We start from the raw sequence: 17,073 nt of genomic DNA, 5'->3' as shown, positions 1-17,073 counted from the left end.
TTCGCGTTAGCAACCAGGCTCGGAAAGTATATTATGTTCAAGCAACCACACCCTTGCGGCTTGAGCATCTAAGTCTATTTGTTGTTTCAGTAGCTCGAAATTATCGAACTTTTTTTCATCTCGAAGTTTATGCAACAGCACCACTTCGAGTTGTTTACCATAAATATTTTGTTGGAAATCAAATAAATGCACTTCCAATTGTTGGCGAACCCCATTGACCGTTGGGCGGTTACCGATATTCGCAACCCCACCGACAACCTGTTGATTAACATCAACAATCTTCACTACATACACACCAGAAACCGGTGATACGTTGCGCTTTAATGCAATGTTCGCGGTTGGGAAACCAATGGTACGACCCAGTTTACGACCATGAGCCACTCGTCCGTTTATGCTGTAATCACGCCCTAACATGGCGGCAGCTTCTGGTAAGTGATCTTGCGCCAGTGCTTGTCTTATTGCTGTACTGCTGACTCGAATAGAATCTGGCTGAGCATTGTGTTTTGGCGTATGCATGCAAAAACTGTCGGTGCTCACCACTTCAAAGCCGTATTGTTGTCCGGCCAATTTTAAATCATCAAACGAGCCTTGACGATTTTTACCAAAGCGAAAATCATCCCCAACCACTAAATATTTGACGCCTAAATTAGCAATCAATAAATCTCGAATAAAAGCATCGGGAGTTAAGTTAGCAAAGCTTTGATTAAAATTAACACACAGTAGTCGGTCAATGTTGCATTTGGCCAATTTAACAAACTTATCTCGCAGCCGAGTTAACCGCGCAGGCGCTGATTGCTTAGCAAAAAACTCCATCGGTTGAGGCTCAAATGTCATCACAACCGCAGGTAAATCTAATACTTCAGCATGTTGACACAATCGTCTTAGCACTTGCTGGTGGCCTAAATGCACCCCATCAAAGTTACCAATACTGAGCACGCACCCTTTATGATGCGATTTGATATTGTGAATGCCGCGGATTAATTCCATATTAAGGTTCTTATTACCAGGGTTTTATTGTGCGTTAAACTGGCGAATTATACACATAAACCCCCTACCAATGCGAGCATCCTAGCGGCAGTTTATGTGTATCATGGCGGATTAATGGCCTTTTAGATCTTTCACCCGAATGCCAAACGTTAAGATTGAGACGATATACCCCACCGCCCCCAAACCAATTAAGCCAATTAACCAGTAAGCACGGGTCGAAATATGCCAAGTTAACCACACACTCATATCCGCTAATTGCCAATCCAATAACGCGGCCATCACGCCACCTGCAATCACCACTTTCAAGGCAAAAATCAAGGTTTCACGCGATAAACGATACACTCCTGCAATGTGCAAACCACGATACAGCAACACCATATTGACCAAGGCCGAAAGCGAAGTCGCCATCGCTAGACCAACATAACCAAAGAAGTAAGCAAAAATCGCATTAAAGACCATATTGGTCAGCATTGCGATAATGCCGTAGCGCACAGGGGTTTTGGTGTCTTGTCTTGAGTAATAACCCGGCGCTAATACTTTGATCAACATGAAATTTAACAAGCCGGAGGCATAAGCAAACAACGATAATGACGCATTGTGTACATCGCTTGGCATAAATTCACCACGCATAAACAAGACCATTAGCATAGGTTTAGCTAATACGATCAAACCCACCATCGCTGGTACGCCCAGTAAGATCACCATGCGTACTCCCCAATCCATAGTATCGGAGAAACCTTTTGATTCAGCATCGACATGCTTACGCGACAAGGCTGGCAAGATCACGGTCGCAATCGCAATCCCAAACAAGCCTAACGGAAACTCTAATAAGCGATCTGAGTAATACAGCCAACTGATCGAGCCGGTCATTAGGAAACTCGCCACCATGGTATCGAACAATAAGTTAATTTGACTGACAGACACACCAAACAAAGCAGGGATCATCAAGGTGCGAATTTTTTTCACCCCCGGATCATTCCAACCCCATTGTGGTTTTACCAATAAGCCTTCGCGGTACATAAACGGGATTTGGAAGCCAAATTGCACTAAGCCCCCTAAAAAGACCCCAATTGCTAAGCCGACTTCCGGTTGTTGCATGTGCGGAGCAATAAAAATCGCCGCAATAATCATCATCACATTAAGAAAAACGGGGGTGAAAGATGAAACGGCAAATTTTCCTATGGTATTAAGCACCGCGCCCGACAGCGCCACAAAGGTGATAAACCATAAATAAGGAAAGGTAATTTTGAGTAGGAAGCTTGCTAGCTCAAATTTATGCGCATTCGGACCGCCATGTAACCAGTCCATAAACCAACCCGCACCAAAAATAGCCGTCACCACTCCAGAGCCTACCACCCCACAAATAGTCACTATGGTCACTAACACCCCTAGAGTACCGGAGGCTTTAGCGATCAGATCGCGGGTTTTATCTTTGTCTCCTGCCGCGTGATATTCGGTTAAGACTGGTACAAAAGCTTGCGAGAATGCCCCTTCTGCAAATAAGCGACGTAAAAAGTTGGGAATTCGGTTGGCAAAGAAAAAGACATCCGCTGCTGCCCCCGCCCCCATCAAATTAGCCACCACAACATCACGGACTAGGCCTAATATCCTAGAAACAAAGGTCATTGCGCTTACAATAAGCCCAGATTTAAGCAGTTTTCTACTCACACGTGCCTCAAATATAAAGAGTGGGTACAACAAAATAAGCAATCTTTCGCTCACAGGATTAAAATTAAAAACAAAGCAAAAGAGTTACTCATGTGATGAGATAATTAATAGCATTGGAAAACAAATGCTGATAGAATCCACGCCATCTTAACCGCGTAGACCTCACTTCTCCAAAGTTTTCTTTGGAAAAGCTTGGTTTTCGTACAAATCTGTTGACAACCACGTAGGAAAGAGGCATAGTCCTCGCCCTTAAATTGTCACCGAACTAAAGTTTTGGGAGTTAGACCCTTGGCAAACACTAAATCTGCTAAGAAGCGCGCGATCCAAGCTGAGAAACGTCGCCAGCACAATGCTAGCCGTCGCTCAATGATGCGCACTTACATGAAAAAAACTATTGCCGCTATTGAAGCTGGTAATAAAGAAGCGGCTACTGCTGCTCTAGTTGAAGTTACACCTCTTCTAGATCGCATGGCGACTAAAGGCCTTATTCATAAGAATAAAGCTGCTCGTCACAAGTCTCGCTTCACTGCAGCAATCAAAGCACTTTAATTTTATATTAAACGCTTAATTGCACAAAAACCGGCCTCGGCCGGTTTTTTTATATCTAAAATTTGTCACTCACAACGTCTAATACCCATTCTATAAATTTAATATTTGTCACTCACAGCCCCTAATACCAATTCCATAAATTTAATGATCGTTCAAAATTGAGTACAGAGAAAAGTGTCAAAGGATATGGATGGTCTTTCTCAAGCACCAAGGACGGATCAGCGTCTTTTCGGCGTATTCAAATTGATCAAATATTAAATGGAATGGGGATAATTCTTTAATCACAATACAGCTTATGCAACTGCTGTATCATGGCTTTCACTTCGGTACTATGTAGCGAGTAATACACCGTCTGAGACTGCTTACGGGTTGTGACTAGCCCATCACGGCGCAACCATGCCAAATGCTGCGATAACGCCGATTGGCTTAATGCTAACAATTCCCCCAACTGGCCGACCGATAACTCTTGATCGTGCAAAATACACAGGATTTGCAATCGGCTCTCATTGGCCATGGCTTTAAGAAGTACCACCGCTTGCGCTACGTTGCCTTCCATTTTGACTAAATCCATCTTACTGCCTCATAAACTGGAACATTCTTCATCATCAATACTTGAATCTGCATTAATGAAATAGATTACTAAAGTCAGCCTCACACACACTCTTAACTGCCGGATGCTGGATCATACGTTCTGCAAAAATAACGTAGTATTCTTCTTTTAATCCTTCAATTTCACTCACCAAATGAATAGGTACTTCATCTTTCACTTCATTAAAATAAATCGACGGCGCTAAGAAAATGGCATCTTTGTGGTAACGAGCGAATACTTTCATTAATGCGGCATCATCAAACTCACCTAAAATATCAGGCGTGATCGCTAGGCTTTCAAACCAATGCAAAATATTACGCCCCATTGCGGTTCGACGACCAGGCATCAATAATTTTTTATCTTGTAAAATAGCAGGAAAACTTTTGGCATCGATCGGGCTAGAAGAAAAGAAGCTCATATTACATTCGCCCAGTTTTTTGCTAAATAATCCTGGGCTTTGACTCGAATCGACCGGACAATCTGAGAGGATCATATCCAACTTATGCTGCGAGAGTTGTTCTAGCAATAGTTCATGGGTCGATTCAAAACAGCGTAAATGAATACTGTTATCTTCCGGTACAGTGGTCATGAGTATTTTGCTCACCAAGCGCTTAGATAACGCATCCGCCACGCCAACATCAAACAAAACATTCTTTCGCTGGCTGTAATTGACGATATCCAGCATCTCATAACTCAGGCCAAACATTTTATCGGCATAGCGAAACACCATTTGCCCTAGTTCCGTTGGCTCCACGCTACGACCACTGCGCTTTAAGAGTTTGCCATCCATACGCTCTTCAAAGGATTTGATCTGCCCTGTCACTGTTTGAGGGGTTAAGAATAATGCCTCTGCCGCCTTAACCACCGAACCTTGCTTGCATACCATCCAAAAATAATACAGATGGTTATAATTTAAATGCGACATCCTTAACCTCGAAAAAAGCATTACATAGCCGGTAATAATAAAGTTTTTCCGATCTTTTTACGAGTAACAAAAAAGCCCCTACTCACACTATCTAAACAGCGAGATAGCGGAGTAAGGGCTCATCATGTTGATGAATACAGTGACTAAAACGAATTAAAATTACACTGAAAACGGGTATTTAATCCCTTCGTGGCATTGGTAATCACGCACTTCAAAATCATCAAGCGTTACCCAAGTTTCTAAATCTTCTAATGATTTAATTTTTGGATTGATATGAAAAGTAGCCACGTCAAAGGGTTGACGTTTTAATTGGATATCCCGCATGGGCGCCAGTTGGTCTTCATAAATATGACCGTTAACGATCTTATGGTAAGCCACACCCGCTTTTTTGCCAGTGATTTGCGCCATAATAGCAAGGAATACATACACCTGAACCATATTGAAATTTAGCCCTAACGGTACATCACACGAACGCTGAGTGCTATTTAGGTATAAGGTATCACCCAATAAAGAAAAATGATGACTGTACATACAAGGACGTAAGCAACCCATGTGAAATTCACCAGGGTTGTAGAAATTTAAGATTTCCCCTCGGTCATCCACACCACGGCTTAAATCATCAACAATTTTACGCAGTTGATCGACACTGCCGCCATCGGGTTTAGCCCAAGCGCGACCTTGAACGCCGTAGACGCGCCCCATATCATCCTCGCCTTTACGGTAAGGATTATTAAGCCAAGCTTGATTTAAGTTTGAGTTGGCATCCCATGTTTTGGTGCCTAACTTGCGAAAATCTTCGGCGTTATCGTAACCTCGGATATAGCCCAGTAATTCCGCCACTGCCGACTTCCAAAAACTTTTACGGGTGGTGACTAACGGAAAAGCATTATTACCCACATCGTAAGTTAAATCAGCATTGATAATGGTTAAGCAACGTTTACCAGTGCGTTCGTTTTCAACCCAGTGGCCTTGCTCAATAATTCGGTGGCATAAATCTAAATATTGTTTCACCGCTTATTTTCCTTTTACTGATTTTTTATTCGAGCTTTGTGTACCAGCGACTGCTTGAGGTTTTTGAGTTTTGTAAGACCAAATCATGATCAGCGCGCCAATAATAATCATTGGCGTGGATAGGATTTGTCCCATAGAGATCACCCCATCAAATAAGCCTAGCTGAGCATCCGGTTGACGTACAAATTCAACACTAAAGCGGAATACACCATAACCAATCAAGAATAAACCCGATACCGCGCCAGCAGGACGAGGCTTACGAATAAACCAGTTTAAAATAAAGAACAGCACCACACCTTCTAACAAAAATTCATATAATTGTGATGGGTGACGTGGGTAAGGACCACCACTTGGGAAAATCATCGCCCAAGGCACATCGGTGACGCGCCCCCATAATTCGCCATTAATAAAGTTACCAATACGACCGGCGCCTAAGCCAAACGGTACCAATGGGGCAATAAAGTCAGCAACACCAAAGAAGGTACGTTTGTTTTTGCGCGCATACCACCACATTGCGGTGATAACGCCCATCAAACCACCATGGAATGACATGCCGCCAGTCCACACTTTGAAGATGTACAGTGGGTCGGCCATCCAGTAATCAAAGCCATAAAATAGGACATAGCCAATACGACCGCCCAATACAACCCCAAGAAAACCGGCAAATAATAAGTCCGATACTTGCTCACGAGTCCAAGTACTGCCTGGTTTATCAGCGCGGCGATTGGCAACATACATCGCGAATGCAAAGCCAAGTAAGTACATCAAGCCATACCAACGCACCCCAATCGGGCCGATAGAAAAAATAACGGGGTCTATATGGGGAAAGACAAAAAATCCCTGACTCATAACGGTCTCTCTGTAAAAATTGAAAATAGTCAATAATGTCTGACAAGCTAAGGTTCAAATAGTGCCATAGCATAACAAACAGATAATGAGGCGTATCATAGAGGAATAGTAATTTTAATCATAGTCAGGCTGGACAATATTGAGCATAGACAAAGTGCCATACCAATCGAAGTAATAGCAATGCCATAATTTAATGCTCGAACAAAATTGAGTACAGAGAAAAGTGTCAAAGGCCATGGATGGCCTTTTCTCAAGCGATCAAGGACGGATCAGCGTCTTTTCGGCGTATTCAAATTGATCAAATATTAAATGGCATTGAGATTCGCTTCTATTTTTTACCGGCGCGGATAAAGCCTGCTAAGCCTTTTTGCTCAAGATAAGAAAAAACGGTGTGATAAATTTGATCAGCATAAGGCTTAGCTAAAGCATCCTGGCTTAATTGTGCTAACTCTTTGGCACTGACCTTTCTTAAAATATATTTAATTTTGGCTACGTTCGAGGTATTCATACTTAACGAACGATAACCTAAGCCAATTAAGAGCAGTGCCCCAATCGGATCGCCGGCCAGTTCGCCACAAATACATACAGGTAACTTGTGTTGCTGACAGGTCTCAAAAATATGTTTTAGCGCCATCATCACCGCAGGATGCACATGTTCATACAGATCGGAAACACGGGAGTTATTACGATCGACCGCCAATAAATATTGGGTTAAGTCATTGGTGCCAACCGAAACAAAATCGACTTTATCTGCCACCAAGGGCAATAAATACAACATTGATGGTACCTCAAGCATAATACCGAGTTGAGGTCGTTCTAGCTCAGGAATGGTCTTTAATACTTCTTGATAAGCACGCTCAAGCAAGGCTTTCGATTCATCGATCTCTTGGCTACTGGAGATCATTGGCAACATAATATTCAAATTGCCGATCCCAGCACTGGCTTTTAACATTGCGCGTAATTGGATCAAGAAAATATCAGTGTGATCTAAGGTAAAACGAATACCACGCCAACCAAGGAAAGGGTTATCCTCTTCGATTGGAAAATACGGTAGGGCTTTATCGCCACCAATATCTAAGGTGCGCATCACCACTCGTTTGTCCGGATAGGAGGATAAAATCAGGCGATAATTTTGAGTTTGTTCTTCCTCTGACGGAAAGCCATGCTGCATTAAAAACGCAATCTCTGTGCGGTATAAACCCACCCCATCGACACCTTGGTTGATGGCAATATTGGTATCAGCGCTCAGGCCGGCATTAAGCATTAACTCCACTCGCTGGCCATCTTGCGTGTAGGCCGGCTTAGATAATTCTTGCTCAACCAACTGCGATAATTCTTGCTCTTCATGCGACAGCGAGCGGTATTCTTTGAGTAATTGCTTGGTCGGCTCAATAAAGATATCACCGCTATAACCATCAATAATGCCCAACTTACCGCGTAATATTTCCGGTTTTAGTTGCGCCCCCATAATGGCGGGGATCCCCAAAGCGCGCGCCAAAATAGCCGCATGGGAGTTTGCAGCCCCTTCAAGCGACACTACGGCTAATAACTTATCTCTTGGAATACCAGCAAGAATAGAAGCGGTTAACTCACGCACCACTAAGATCACCGGATCTTTAAATCCAGACTCGCGCTTATCATGATTATGCAAAAAGAATAATAACCGATGGCCTAATTCTTTAATATCATTCGCCCGCTCTCGCAGATATGGATCCGACATTGTCGCAAAGCGTTTAGCATACAGTTCAATGACCTGCCTTAATGCCCAATCGGCCCGATCGCCTTGCTCAATTTGACGATTAAGATCCGCTTTCAACATAGGATCGTGCAATAAGTGAATATATAACTCGAAGATCGCTAAGGTATCTTTATTCAGTTCACTATCAAAACGTTTACGCATACGGCGGAAATCGGCAATCGCCTGCTCAACCGCTAAGGCTAACCACTCTTGATCGTATTCGATATCTAAACTGGAAGCCGGTGCCACTTTACTAAGATCTGGATGAGTATCGTCCCACCACATTTTACCAATTGCGATACCGCGTGAAGCGGCCAGCCCTTTAAACGAGCGAACTTGACGACCTTTTAATGTCCACACCCCTTGCGCTTGACTATGCGCAATAATAACCGCTAATTGAGTGGCTAAGGTGACTAGAAAGGATTCTTCGATTTCACTGAATTGACGCGGCGATCGCTGCTGGATCACCAACACGCCAAACACTTGACGGCGATGAATGATGGGAGTGCCTAAAAAGGATTGGTAAACATTTTCGCCAAGCTTAGGAAAATATTTAAAATCAGGATGTTGCTGTGCTTGTGCTAAGTTTAATGGCTCTGCACTGCGCCGTACCAACCCAACCAGACCTTGTTCAAAAGGAATATGAACCGATTGACCTGAGAACTTTAAACCTTGTGTGGCGATTAATTCCAACCGATGACGATCGTTATTGGCAAGGTAAACCGTACAGCATTCCGTCTGCATTGCTTTACAGGTTTCTTGCACCAAAATAGTTAAGGCTTGGTGTACGTTTTCGGCCTTAGAAACTTGTTCAACAATGTCCCTCAGTTGAATCAACATACAGGGTACTTCCCTCCTAGAATGATACCTGCTATTCCATTATGAAAAATCAGCACTACTTTAATCGGTGAAAATTAAAATAGGGCTGGTTCTATTACACTGCTCATTGCGCTCTGCTATCGGCTAATTATCGGCGTGTTTTACGCTTAGCTTTATAGCTTGGTTCACGAAACGGCATCGCTAATGCGGCAAATTCTTTCATCGCGCGTCGGTAAACATCTCGTTTAAAAGAAACAACTTGCCTGACTGGATACCAAAAACTCACCCAGCGCCAACCATCAAACTCAGGGGTCGTCCCGCGATTCATGTTGATATTTGCTTCATCACATTCAAGTCGCAGTAAAAACCATTTCTGTTTTTGTCCGATACAAACCGGTTTTGAATCCCAACGGACCAGTCGCTTGGGTAATTTATACCTTAACCAATGACGACTCACTCCAATCAGTTTCACATCTTGTTTAGTCAAACCCACTTCTTCGTACAGTTCTCGATAAAGGGCTTGCTCCGGCGTTTCACCGTCATCAATACCACCTTGAGGAAACTGCCAAGAATGTTGTCCGTATCGTTTTGCCCAGAATACCTGACCATGGTTGTTACATATTACAATCCCCACATTTAAGCGGTAACCATCGCCATCTATCACGGCTAACCTCTAATATAAATCTCTGTTACCAGTGATTTTTTCACATATCCACAAAAGGGGCAAATTTCAAGTGCATAATCTGGTGTTTTTTATTACCTAACGCCCACTTTTGGGATAAAGTTCGTTTAAAAACAAGTTATCAACACTGAAATGCTGGTCACTTGGCATTTATTCACTTTTTCTGTGAATAAATGTGTGAAGAAAGTGACATTAGCAATTTTAATCACATAACTAGTCGAACAAACCCTAAGCAACATTAATTTCAATATCTTCATTTACACTTATTAAACATCGACTTACACCAACACCCAAAGGTAAAACCTTACCCAAGGATCTGCAGGATCTTTTTTAATCACAGATCGGTCAAAGATCCATCACGTTATGGATTATCCACATTTAATCTCGCTTTTCGGCTGATTTTCCAACAACCCTTGAATTATTATTGGTTTAAATGTAAATAACTCGATCTAAAAACGTCACATCAGTGTCAATGGTTAAGTTACTTGTGGATAACTTTTAATTTCATTTTTCAATCCTCTCGCGCCAGATCCCGCTCTTATTTTGTTATAGTGTGGCCTCATGATGCCTAACTCAGACTATCGACCATGCCTTTAGCACCAAAAACCGAGCAAGAACTATTACAACGGGCGCAACAGCTGGCTGGTCAAACATTTTACCAGCTCGCCCAACAAGCCAATATTGCGATCCCCGATGATCTTACCCGTGAAAAAGGCTGGGTCGGACAATTATTGGAATGGCATTTAGGTGCAGAAGCCGGCAGTAAACCCCAACCCGATTTTGAACATTTAGGCATTGAATTAAAAAGCTTACCGATTGGTTATAATGGCAAACCACTAGAAACAACCTTTGTTTGCGTGGCGCCATTAACTGGCGTGCAAGGCTTAACTTGGCAAGCTTCACACGTTAAGCATAAACTCGCCAAAGTATTATGGATCCCAGTGGAAGGTGAGCGCGAGATCCCATTAGCCGAGCGGCGGGTTGGTCTGCCGCTGCTTTGGTCACCGAATCAAGAGGAGCAACAGCAATTACAACAAGATTGGGAAGAGCTGATGGAATTTATTGTGTTAGGACGAGTGGAAGAAATCACCGCCAAACATGGAGAAGTGATGCAACTAAGACCAAAAGCGGCCAACAGTAAAGTGGTCACCGAGGCTTATAGCGCATCCGGTCAACCGTTTAAAACCTTGCCGCGCGGTTTTTATTTACGCACCCAATTTACCGCCAATATTTTAGCTCGCCACCTCAATCTCCCCAACAATTAAGAACAGAGATCTTTTTCTCGTCAAACAGATTAAGATCCGGCTGATCTTAGCTGGCTAAATGCAATTCAATATCTTGAAATGTCACTGCGTAGTCATCATGGCCGAATTCATCGTAAGCATTATGCAAACGCAAATAAGCCGAAGATAAGCCTAACTTTTTCAACTCTGATTTCACCTGCTCTAAAGAAGAAAAATACAGCAGTTGATCTTTCATTAAGATCGGCTCTAACTGATGCTTATACTCCACAGCTAAAGAGTAATGCGCAAGATCAGCGCAACTGACCACAAAGACTTTTGGTGGCCCGCAATCTGTGCTTTTACTGGCTTGCAGCCAATGATCTAATTGTTGTTTTTTCATATTACTCCCCCAACATCCTTCTTTAATCTTAGTCGATCCTTAAGCGGCTGCAAGATCTTGAATTAATCACCCAAAATTGGCTCGGCAGAATTTACTCACCACAATTTTTTGTTATATATTGGTTTTCATATTAAGAATGAAAATCAAGGACGTTAGATGAAATATCATAAGATCCCGCATTCAAACCTAGAAGTGAGCAAAATCGCATTAGGCACCATGACCTTTGGTGAGCAAAACAGTCAAGCGGATGCATTCTCGCAATTGGATTATGCTATTGAGCGTGGCGTTAATTTTATAGATACAGCCGAAATGTACCCAGTGCCACCCAAGGCAGAAACCCAAGGTTCAACCGAGGCTTATATTGGAAACTGGTTAGAGAAAAGCGGCAAACGCGAGAAAATCGTACTAGCAAGTAAAGTAGCCGGCCCCGGTCGCATGTCGCATATTCGTGACAATATGAGCCTTGATCGCCGTAATATTCATTTAGCGATGGATAGCAGCCTGCAACGCTTGAAAACCGATTATGTCGATCTTTATCAGATCCATTGGCCACAACGTAATACCAATTGCTTTGGTCAACTCAATTACCCCCACTTAGATGAACAACAAGAAGTGACCTTAATTGAAACCTTAGAAGCACTGGCTGAATTAATTAAAGCTGGGAAAACTCGCTATATCGGCGTGTCGAATGAAACCCCATGGGGCGTAATGACCTTGCTTCGCTTAGCGGAAAAACATGACTTGCCACGAATTGTGTCGATTCAAAATCCTTATAACTTACTCAACCGCAGTTTTGAGGTTGGTTTGTCTGAAATCAGTCATCATGAAGGGATCGAGTTACTGGCTTATTCTCCACTGGCGTTTGGGGTACTCAGCGGTAAATATTTAAATGGTCAACGTCCAACGGGAGCCCGTTGCAGTTTGTTCTCACGTTTTGTGCGTTATATGACACCACAAGGAGAAGCTGCGACTCAAGCCTATATCGATGTCGCCAATAAACATAATATCGATCCGGTACAAATGGCATTAGCTTTTGTCAATCAGCGCCCTTTTGTTGCATCCAATATTATTGGCGCTACCAGCATCAACCAATTAGAAGCCAATATTAACAGTATTGAGAGTGAGCTCGGTGACGAATTATTGCAGGATATTTTGCAAGTCGGTATTCAATTCTCAAATCCTTGCCCTTAAAGAAAACATTTATCATTAAAGAATAAAAGGTAGCCCAAAATATTGGTCTACCTTTTTATTCACCCCAGAATTAAGACTTAAGCCAAACTTTTATTTTCAACTGCCACATTATGTTTTCCGAGTAATCGGTACATGGTGGCTCTTGATACGCCTAATTCTTTAGCCGAAGGTGATATTTGGCCGTTATGACTCTCCAATACATAAATCAAAGCATTACGTTCCGAATCTTCTCGAATCGTACGCAAATTACGTTTTTTGGTTAATCGGCTTGGAAGATCCAAATGATGCACATCTAAGATTGTCCCTTCCGACATTAATACTGCTCGCTTGATTTGATTACTTAATTCACGCACATTACCAGGCCAATGATATTGGGTCAGTTGTTTGACCGCGTTATTTGATAATGTCCTTGCTTGGGAATTATATTCACGACTATTTTGTTGCAGATAATATTGCGCGAGTAAATTGATATCGGTGCAACGTTCTTTTAGCGGTGGAACATAAATTTTTAATACATTAAGGCTGAAAAATAATTCAGACAAAAAAGTATTCTCACGCACGCACTGTTCGATATCATTATGGGTTGTGGCGAGAATACGCACATCATTTGACTCTATCGTTTGCGAGGACCCTGAATGATTAGCACTGAGCAAGCTATGCAGGTGTTTTTGTTGAGACAAAGGTAATGCGGTGACATTTTTAAAAATCAAGGTGCCGCCTTTTGCCTTCTCGATCTCACAATCAATATAGCCAGTAGTGTGGGTTCTATTGTGACCGAAGACCTCTTGTTCCAGCCGTTGCTCGGGTAAAGCACTACAGTTAACCACCACCACCGGACCTTTATTGCGTGAAGAATATTGGTGGATATATTGCGCAACTATTGTTTTACCTGAACCTTGCTCGCCAGAAATAATAATGCACGCATCAGTCACCGCAATACGTTTAATTTGCTCACGCAGCCGCTTCATCGGTAATGAGTCACCAATTAAACCAACTTGCTGATCTAATGGATTATCTGGCCATACTTTTTGCTCTAATTTAAGCATCCCTAATTGATGGCCGATACAATTAAGTAATCGTTTTTCAGGCATTGGTGAAGTGAAAAAGTCGATACAATAATTGACAATAAATTGGCGAACAGGATCTGAATTTAATTGGCTCTCTTTAATATAGGCAATCCAACGCACTTGTTTATTGGTGCTAACCAAGCAAGAAATGGCATTTAAACTTAAATTTTCTTGGCACAAATCAATAATACCAATGCATGGGCCAAGTTGCTCTAATTGTTGTTGTGCCAATCTTAGATCATCACATCGATGGCACATCCAGCCAGTTTGTTGAATTGAATCAAACCAAGTTTCAGCTGAGCCTCCAATTGTGATTAAAGATCCAGGCATAATACCTATTTTAAACTGGCGTTCCATAATACTTTTTTTTCATCCTTGAACGGGTACTGATACCAACCGTAGTATTACCTAATTTATCAGTAGCATTTTATGCTGTTATAAAAGCCATCACTATATCGTTAAATAAAAGTTTGTTTGTATCATCAATGAGACAAGTTAAAATTTAATCGTATTTCTGCCATCGAATTAACATTATTCTGATAATAGAATGTATCCGTTATTGCTGAGATCTAAAAAACCCGCCATAGAGACGGGTTTTATTTATTAAATAACAATTATGTAAATAAGGACGAAGTCCGTAATTTACTTTATTGTTGTGGACGCATCGCAGGGAATAGAATAACGTCGCGAATTGTATGCGTATTGGTAAATAGCATTGCTAAACGATCAATACCAATACCTTGTCCTGCTGTTGGTGGTAAACCGTGCTCTAGCGCATTGATGTAATCGGCATCGTAGAACATGGCTTCATCATCACCAGCATCTTTCGCATCCACTTGCGCTTTAAAGCGGGCATCTTGATCTTCTGCATCATTAAGCTCAGAGAAACCATTAGCCACTTCACGACCACCAATAAAGAATTCAAAACGATCGGTAAAGAATGGGTTTGAATCGCTGCGACGAGCAAGAGGCGAGATATCCGCTGGGTAGCCCGTAATGAAAGTCGGTTGGATTAACTGAGGTTCAGCTGTCTCACCAAAGATCTCTTCAAGCAGTTGGCCGCAAGTCCAGAAAGTTTCTACTTCAACATGCACAGATTTCGCGATCTTAACCATAAAGTCACGATCTTTTACCGTTTCTTCATTTAAGTTGGCAATATCAGCGTGATCAGGGTTGTAATATTTGATCGCATCGATCATGGTCATGCGGGCATATTTGCCACCGAACTCAACACGCTCTTCACCGTAAGGCATTGAGGTATCGCCCAGAACTTCAACCGCCACTGTGCTCAACATTTCTTCGGTAAGATCGATTAGATCGTTATAATCAGCGTACGCCATGTAGAATTCCATCATGGTGAATTCTGGATTATGACGTGGCGATAAACCTTCGTTACGGAAGTTACGGTTGATTTCAAATACACGATCAAAACCGCCTACCACTAAACGCTTCAAGTAAAGCTCAGGAGCAACGCGTAAGTACATATCAATATCAAGCGCATTATGATGAGTGATAAATGGACGCGCAGTTGCACCACCAGGGATCACATGCATCATTGGGGTTTCCACTTCTAAGAACGCTTTCTTAGACATGAAGTTACGGATCGCCATTACTAATTTAGAGCGAATGATAAACGCATTACGCGAATCTTCGTTTACGATCAAATCAACATAACGTTGACGGTAACGCATTTCTTGGTCAGTTAAACCGTGGAATTTTTCTGGCAGTGGACGCAGTGCTTTCGTCAGCAATTCGTAGCTTTCCATATTAACGTAAAGATCACCTTTGCCTGATTTATGCAACGTGCCTTTTACGCCAATGATGTCGCCGATATCAAGACCTTGGTATTTTTCTTTAAGATCTTTTTGCACATCTTTAGCAGCGTACGCTTGAATGCGGCCAGACACTTCTTGGATCACAAGGAAAGGACCACGTTTTGCCATTACACGACCGGCGATGGCTGCAATGTAATTAAGCTCAACCAATTCTTCTTTGGTTTTTTCGCCAAATTCAGCTTGTAAATCTGCCGCTAGATTTTCACGACGGAAATCATTTGGGTGACCATTGGCTTTACAAGCTTTGCGGATGTGGTCAAGTTTACTACGACGCTCTGCGATCAGTTTATTTTCTTCTGCTACATCAATTTGGTCTTGGCTAGTTGATTCAGTCATCAGGTGCCCTTAATTAATAAAATTAGTACGCTCTATCTGAGCATTATTCTGTTGTGCCGCAAGTTGTTTAACCAGTTATAAACCTGACTTTAAACTTGCTTCAATAAATTTGTCTAAATCGCCATCTAATACTGCTTGAGTATTACGATTTTCGATCCCAGTGCGTAAATCTTTAATGCGTGAATCATCTAATACATAAGAGCGGATCTGGCTGCCCCAACCGATATCAGATTTAGAATCCTCGCTGGCTTGCTTCTCTGCATTTTGTTTTTGTAATTCATACTCAAACAATTTAGCGCGCATTTGTTTCATTGCCTGATCTTTGTTCTTATGCTGAGAACGATCGTTTTGACATTGAACCACAAGGTTAGTTGGAACGTGGGTAATACGAACCGCAGATTCTGTGGTGTTAACGTGCTGACCACCCGCGCCGGAAGCACGGTAAACGTCAATACGCAGATCGGATGGATTAATGTCGATCTCAATGTTGTCATCAATTTCTGGATAGATAAATGCAGAAGCAAATGAAGTATGACGACGGCCACCAGAATCAAACGGCGACTTACGCACTAAGCGATGCACGCCAGTTTCAGTACGCAACCAACCATAAGCATATTCACCTGAAATACGAACGGTTGCACCTTTTAGGCCTGCTACATCACCATCTGATACTTCAATAATTTCGGTTTTGAAACCTTTGGATTCAGCCCAACGTAAATACATACGCAGCATCATTGAAGTCCAATCTTGCGCCTCGGTACCGCCAGATCCTGATTGCAGATCGATATAACAATCTGATGGATCGTGATCGCCGGAAAACATACGGCGAAACTCTAGCTTTTCTAGCTTAGTTTCAAGCTCGCTCAACTCTGGTTCAATTTCATCGAAGGTTTCTTGATCGTCTTCTTCAACCGCCAGTTCGAGTAAACCCTCAACGTCCTCACCACCTTGATCGAGTAGATCTATGGTTTCGACGACCGCTTCTAGTGCGGCACGCTCTTTACCAAGCGCTTGTGCTCGTTGTGGTTCATTCCAAACATCGGGTTGTTCAAGTTCTGCGTTGACTTCTTCTAGACGCTCTTTCTTAGCATCATAGTCAAAGGTACCCCCTCAAAACGTGTGTGCGCTCGGCAACGTCTTGAAGGCGGTTTTTGATAGGATTGATTTCAAACATTTGGGCTCATCGCTAAAATTAGAAAATTGG

Annotated in this window: 15 protein-coding genes; 3 read left to right on the top strand and 12 right to left on the bottom strand. The window is 42.4% G+C overall.

The features are described 5' to 3' along the window. Nucleotides 1–6: 6 nt before the first annotated feature. Both ribF and murJ read right to left on the bottom strand, forming a co-directional pair. Nucleotides 7–987 carry a bifunctional riboflavin kinase/FAD synthetase gene (gene ribF / locus HC723_RS02640; protein WP_190338137.1) on the bottom strand — a complete coding sequence of 327 codons (981 nt, stop codon included), beginning with the start codon at nucleotides 985–987 and terminating at the stop codon, nucleotides 7–9. A 111-nt stretch (nucleotides 988–1,098) separates the two neighbouring features. Then, nucleotides 1,099–2,655, bottom strand: coding sequence for a murein biosynthesis integral membrane protein MurJ (murJ, locus tag HC723_RS02635; RefSeq protein ID WP_153447693.1), 1,557 nt, complete (start codon nucleotides 2,653–2,655; stop codon nucleotides 1,099–1,101). Between the two features lie 288 nt (nucleotides 2,656–2,943). Here murJ and rpsT point away from each other — a divergent pair, with 288 nt between their 5' ends. Further along, nucleotides 2,944–3,204 (top strand): 30S ribosomal protein S20, encoded by a 261-nt coding sequence (rpsT, locus tag HC723_RS02630; protein WP_017023738.1) that lies wholly within the window; start codon nucleotides 2,944–2,946, stop codon nucleotides 3,202–3,204. A gap of 277 nt (nucleotides 3,205–3,481) precedes the next feature. Here the strand turns inward: rpsT and HC723_RS02625 are convergent, their stop codons facing one another. The 6 genes from HC723_RS02625 to rppH all read right to left on the bottom strand — a co-directional run bounded on the left by HC723_RS02625 (nucleotide 3,482) and on the right by rppH (nucleotide 9,799). Then, on the bottom strand, nucleotides 3,482–3,775 hold the full coding sequence (locus HC723_RS02625) for an ArsR/SmtB family transcription factor (RefSeq protein ID WP_153447694.1): 294 nt from the start codon (nucleotides 3,773–3,775) through the stop codon (nucleotides 3,482–3,484). A 52-nt stretch (nucleotides 3,776–3,827) separates the two neighbouring features. Then, nucleotides 3,828–4,718, bottom strand: coding sequence for a transcriptional activator NhaR (nhaR, locus tag HC723_RS02620; RefSeq protein WP_153447695.1), 891 nt, complete (start codon nucleotides 4,716–4,718; stop codon nucleotides 3,828–3,830). A 159-nt stretch (nucleotides 4,719–4,877) separates the two neighbouring features. Next, nucleotides 4,878–5,729 carry a thymidylate synthase gene (locus HC723_RS02615; protein ID WP_190338136.1) on the bottom strand — a complete coding sequence of 284 codons (852 nt, stop codon included), beginning with the start codon at nucleotides 5,727–5,729 and terminating at the stop codon, nucleotides 4,878–4,880. Between the two features lie 3 nt (nucleotides 5,730–5,732). Beyond that, entirely contained in the window at nucleotides 5,733–6,578 is an 846-nt protein-coding gene (lgt, locus tag HC723_RS02610; protein WP_153447697.1) for a prolipoprotein diacylglyceryl transferase, read from the bottom strand. Nucleotides 6,579–6,906: 328 nt separating this feature from the next. Further along, nucleotides 6,907–9,156 (bottom strand): phosphoenolpyruvate--protein phosphotransferase, encoded by a 2,250-nt coding sequence (gene ptsP, locus HC723_RS02605; protein WP_190338135.1) that lies wholly within the window; start codon nucleotides 9,154–9,156, stop codon nucleotides 6,907–6,909. 127 nt (nucleotides 9,157–9,283) lie between these two features. Continuing rightward, complete coding sequence (rppH, locus tag HC723_RS02600; RefSeq protein WP_153447699.1) at nucleotides 9,284–9,799, bottom strand: RNA pyrophosphohydrolase; 516 nt, start codon at nucleotides 9,797–9,799, stop codon at nucleotides 9,284–9,286. A 605-nt stretch (nucleotides 9,800–10,404) separates the two neighbouring features. Here rppH and mutH point away from each other — a divergent pair. Further along, complete coding sequence (mutH, locus tag HC723_RS02595) at nucleotides 10,405–11,082, top strand: DNA mismatch repair endonuclease MutH (protein ID WP_153447700.1); 678 nt, start codon at nucleotides 10,405–10,407, stop codon at nucleotides 11,080–11,082. 46 nt (nucleotides 11,083–11,128) lie between these two features. Here the strand turns inward: mutH and HC723_RS02590 are convergent, their stop codons facing one another. Next, nucleotides 11,129–11,440 carry a DUF6482 family protein gene (locus HC723_RS02590; RefSeq protein ID WP_153447701.1) on the bottom strand — a complete coding sequence of 104 codons (312 nt, stop codon included), beginning with the start codon at nucleotides 11,438–11,440 and terminating at the stop codon, nucleotides 11,129–11,131. Nucleotides 11,441–11,596: 156 nt separating this feature from the next. On the opposite strand from HC723_RS02590, the gene HC723_RS02585 reads away from it, so the two are divergent. After that, on the top strand, nucleotides 11,597–12,631 hold the full coding sequence (locus tag HC723_RS02585) for an NADP(H)-dependent aldo-keto reductase (RefSeq protein ID WP_190338134.1): 1,035 nt from the start codon (nucleotides 11,597–11,599) through the stop codon (nucleotides 12,629–12,631). Nucleotides 12,632–12,708: 77 nt separating this feature from the next. Here HC723_RS02585 and HC723_RS02580 read toward each other — a convergent pair whose 3' ends face one another. From HC723_RS02580 to prfB, 3 genes are all read right to left on the bottom strand, one after another. Further along, nucleotides 12,709–14,055: a sigma-54 dependent transcriptional regulator gene (locus HC723_RS02580; RefSeq protein ID WP_190338133.1), complete on the bottom strand. Its 1,347-nt coding sequence runs from the start codon at nucleotides 14,053–14,055 to the stop codon at nucleotides 12,709–12,711. A gap of 290 nt (nucleotides 14,056–14,345) precedes the next feature. Further along, on the bottom strand, nucleotides 14,346–15,869 hold the full coding sequence (lysS, locus tag HC723_RS02575; protein WP_190338132.1) for a lysine--tRNA ligase: 1,524 nt from the start codon (nucleotides 15,867–15,869) through the stop codon (nucleotides 14,346–14,348). A 75-nt stretch (nucleotides 15,870–15,944) separates the two neighbouring features. Beyond that, a protein-coding gene (gene prfB / locus HC723_RS02570; RefSeq protein ID WP_153447705.1) for a peptide chain release factor 2 occupies nucleotides 15,945–17,043 on the bottom strand; the annotation gives its coding sequence in 2 pieces (ribosomal slippage) (nucleotides 15,945–16,967 and nucleotides 16,969–17,043; 1,098 coding nt in all). Nucleotides 17,044–17,073: the final 30 nt, after the last annotated feature.

Source organism: Vibrio sp. S11_S32 (assembly GCF_014694465.1).
Taxonomy (GTDB): domain Bacteria; phylum Pseudomonadota; class Gammaproteobacteria; order Enterobacterales; family Vibrionaceae; genus Vibrio; species Vibrio algicola.
Note: the sequence above shows the minus strand (reverse complement) of the source record. Positions and strands in the feature narration are given on the sequence as shown.

Coding starts and splice junctions, on each gene's coding strand:
- ribF (WP_190338137.1), bottom strand. CDS start 987: ATGGAATTAATCCGCGGCATTCACAATATCAAATCGCATCATAAAGGG.
- HC723_RS02625 (WP_153447694.1), bottom strand. CDS start 3,775: ATGGATTTAGTCAAAATGGAAGGCAACGTAGCGCAAGCGGTGGTACTT.
- nhaR (WP_153447695.1), bottom strand. CDS start 4,718: ATGTCGCATTTAAATTATAACCATCTGTATTATTTTTGGATGGTATGC.
- lgt (WP_153447697.1), bottom strand. CDS start 6,578: ATGAGTCAGGGATTTTTTGTCTTTCCCCATATAGACCCCGTTATTTTT.
- ptsP (WP_190338135.1), bottom strand. CDS start 9,156: ATGTTGATTCAACTGAGGGACATTGTTGAACAAGTTTCTAAGGCCGAA.
- mutH (WP_153447700.1), top strand. CDS start 10,405: ATGCCTTTAGCACCAAAAACCGAGCAAGAACTATTACAACGGGCGCAA.
- HC723_RS02590 (WP_153447701.1), bottom strand. CDS start 11,440: ATGAAAAAACAACAATTAGATCATTGGCTGCAAGCCAGTAAAAGCACA.
- HC723_RS02585 (WP_190338134.1), top strand. CDS start 11,597: ATGAAATATCATAAGATCCCGCATTCAAACCTAGAAGTGAGCAAAATC.
- HC723_RS02580 (WP_190338133.1), bottom strand. CDS start 14,055: ATGGAACGCCAGTTTAAAATAGGTATTATGCCTGGATCTTTAATCACA.
- lysS (WP_190338132.1), bottom strand. CDS start 15,869: ATGACTGAATCAACTAGCCAAGACCAAATTGATGTAGCAGAAGAAAAT.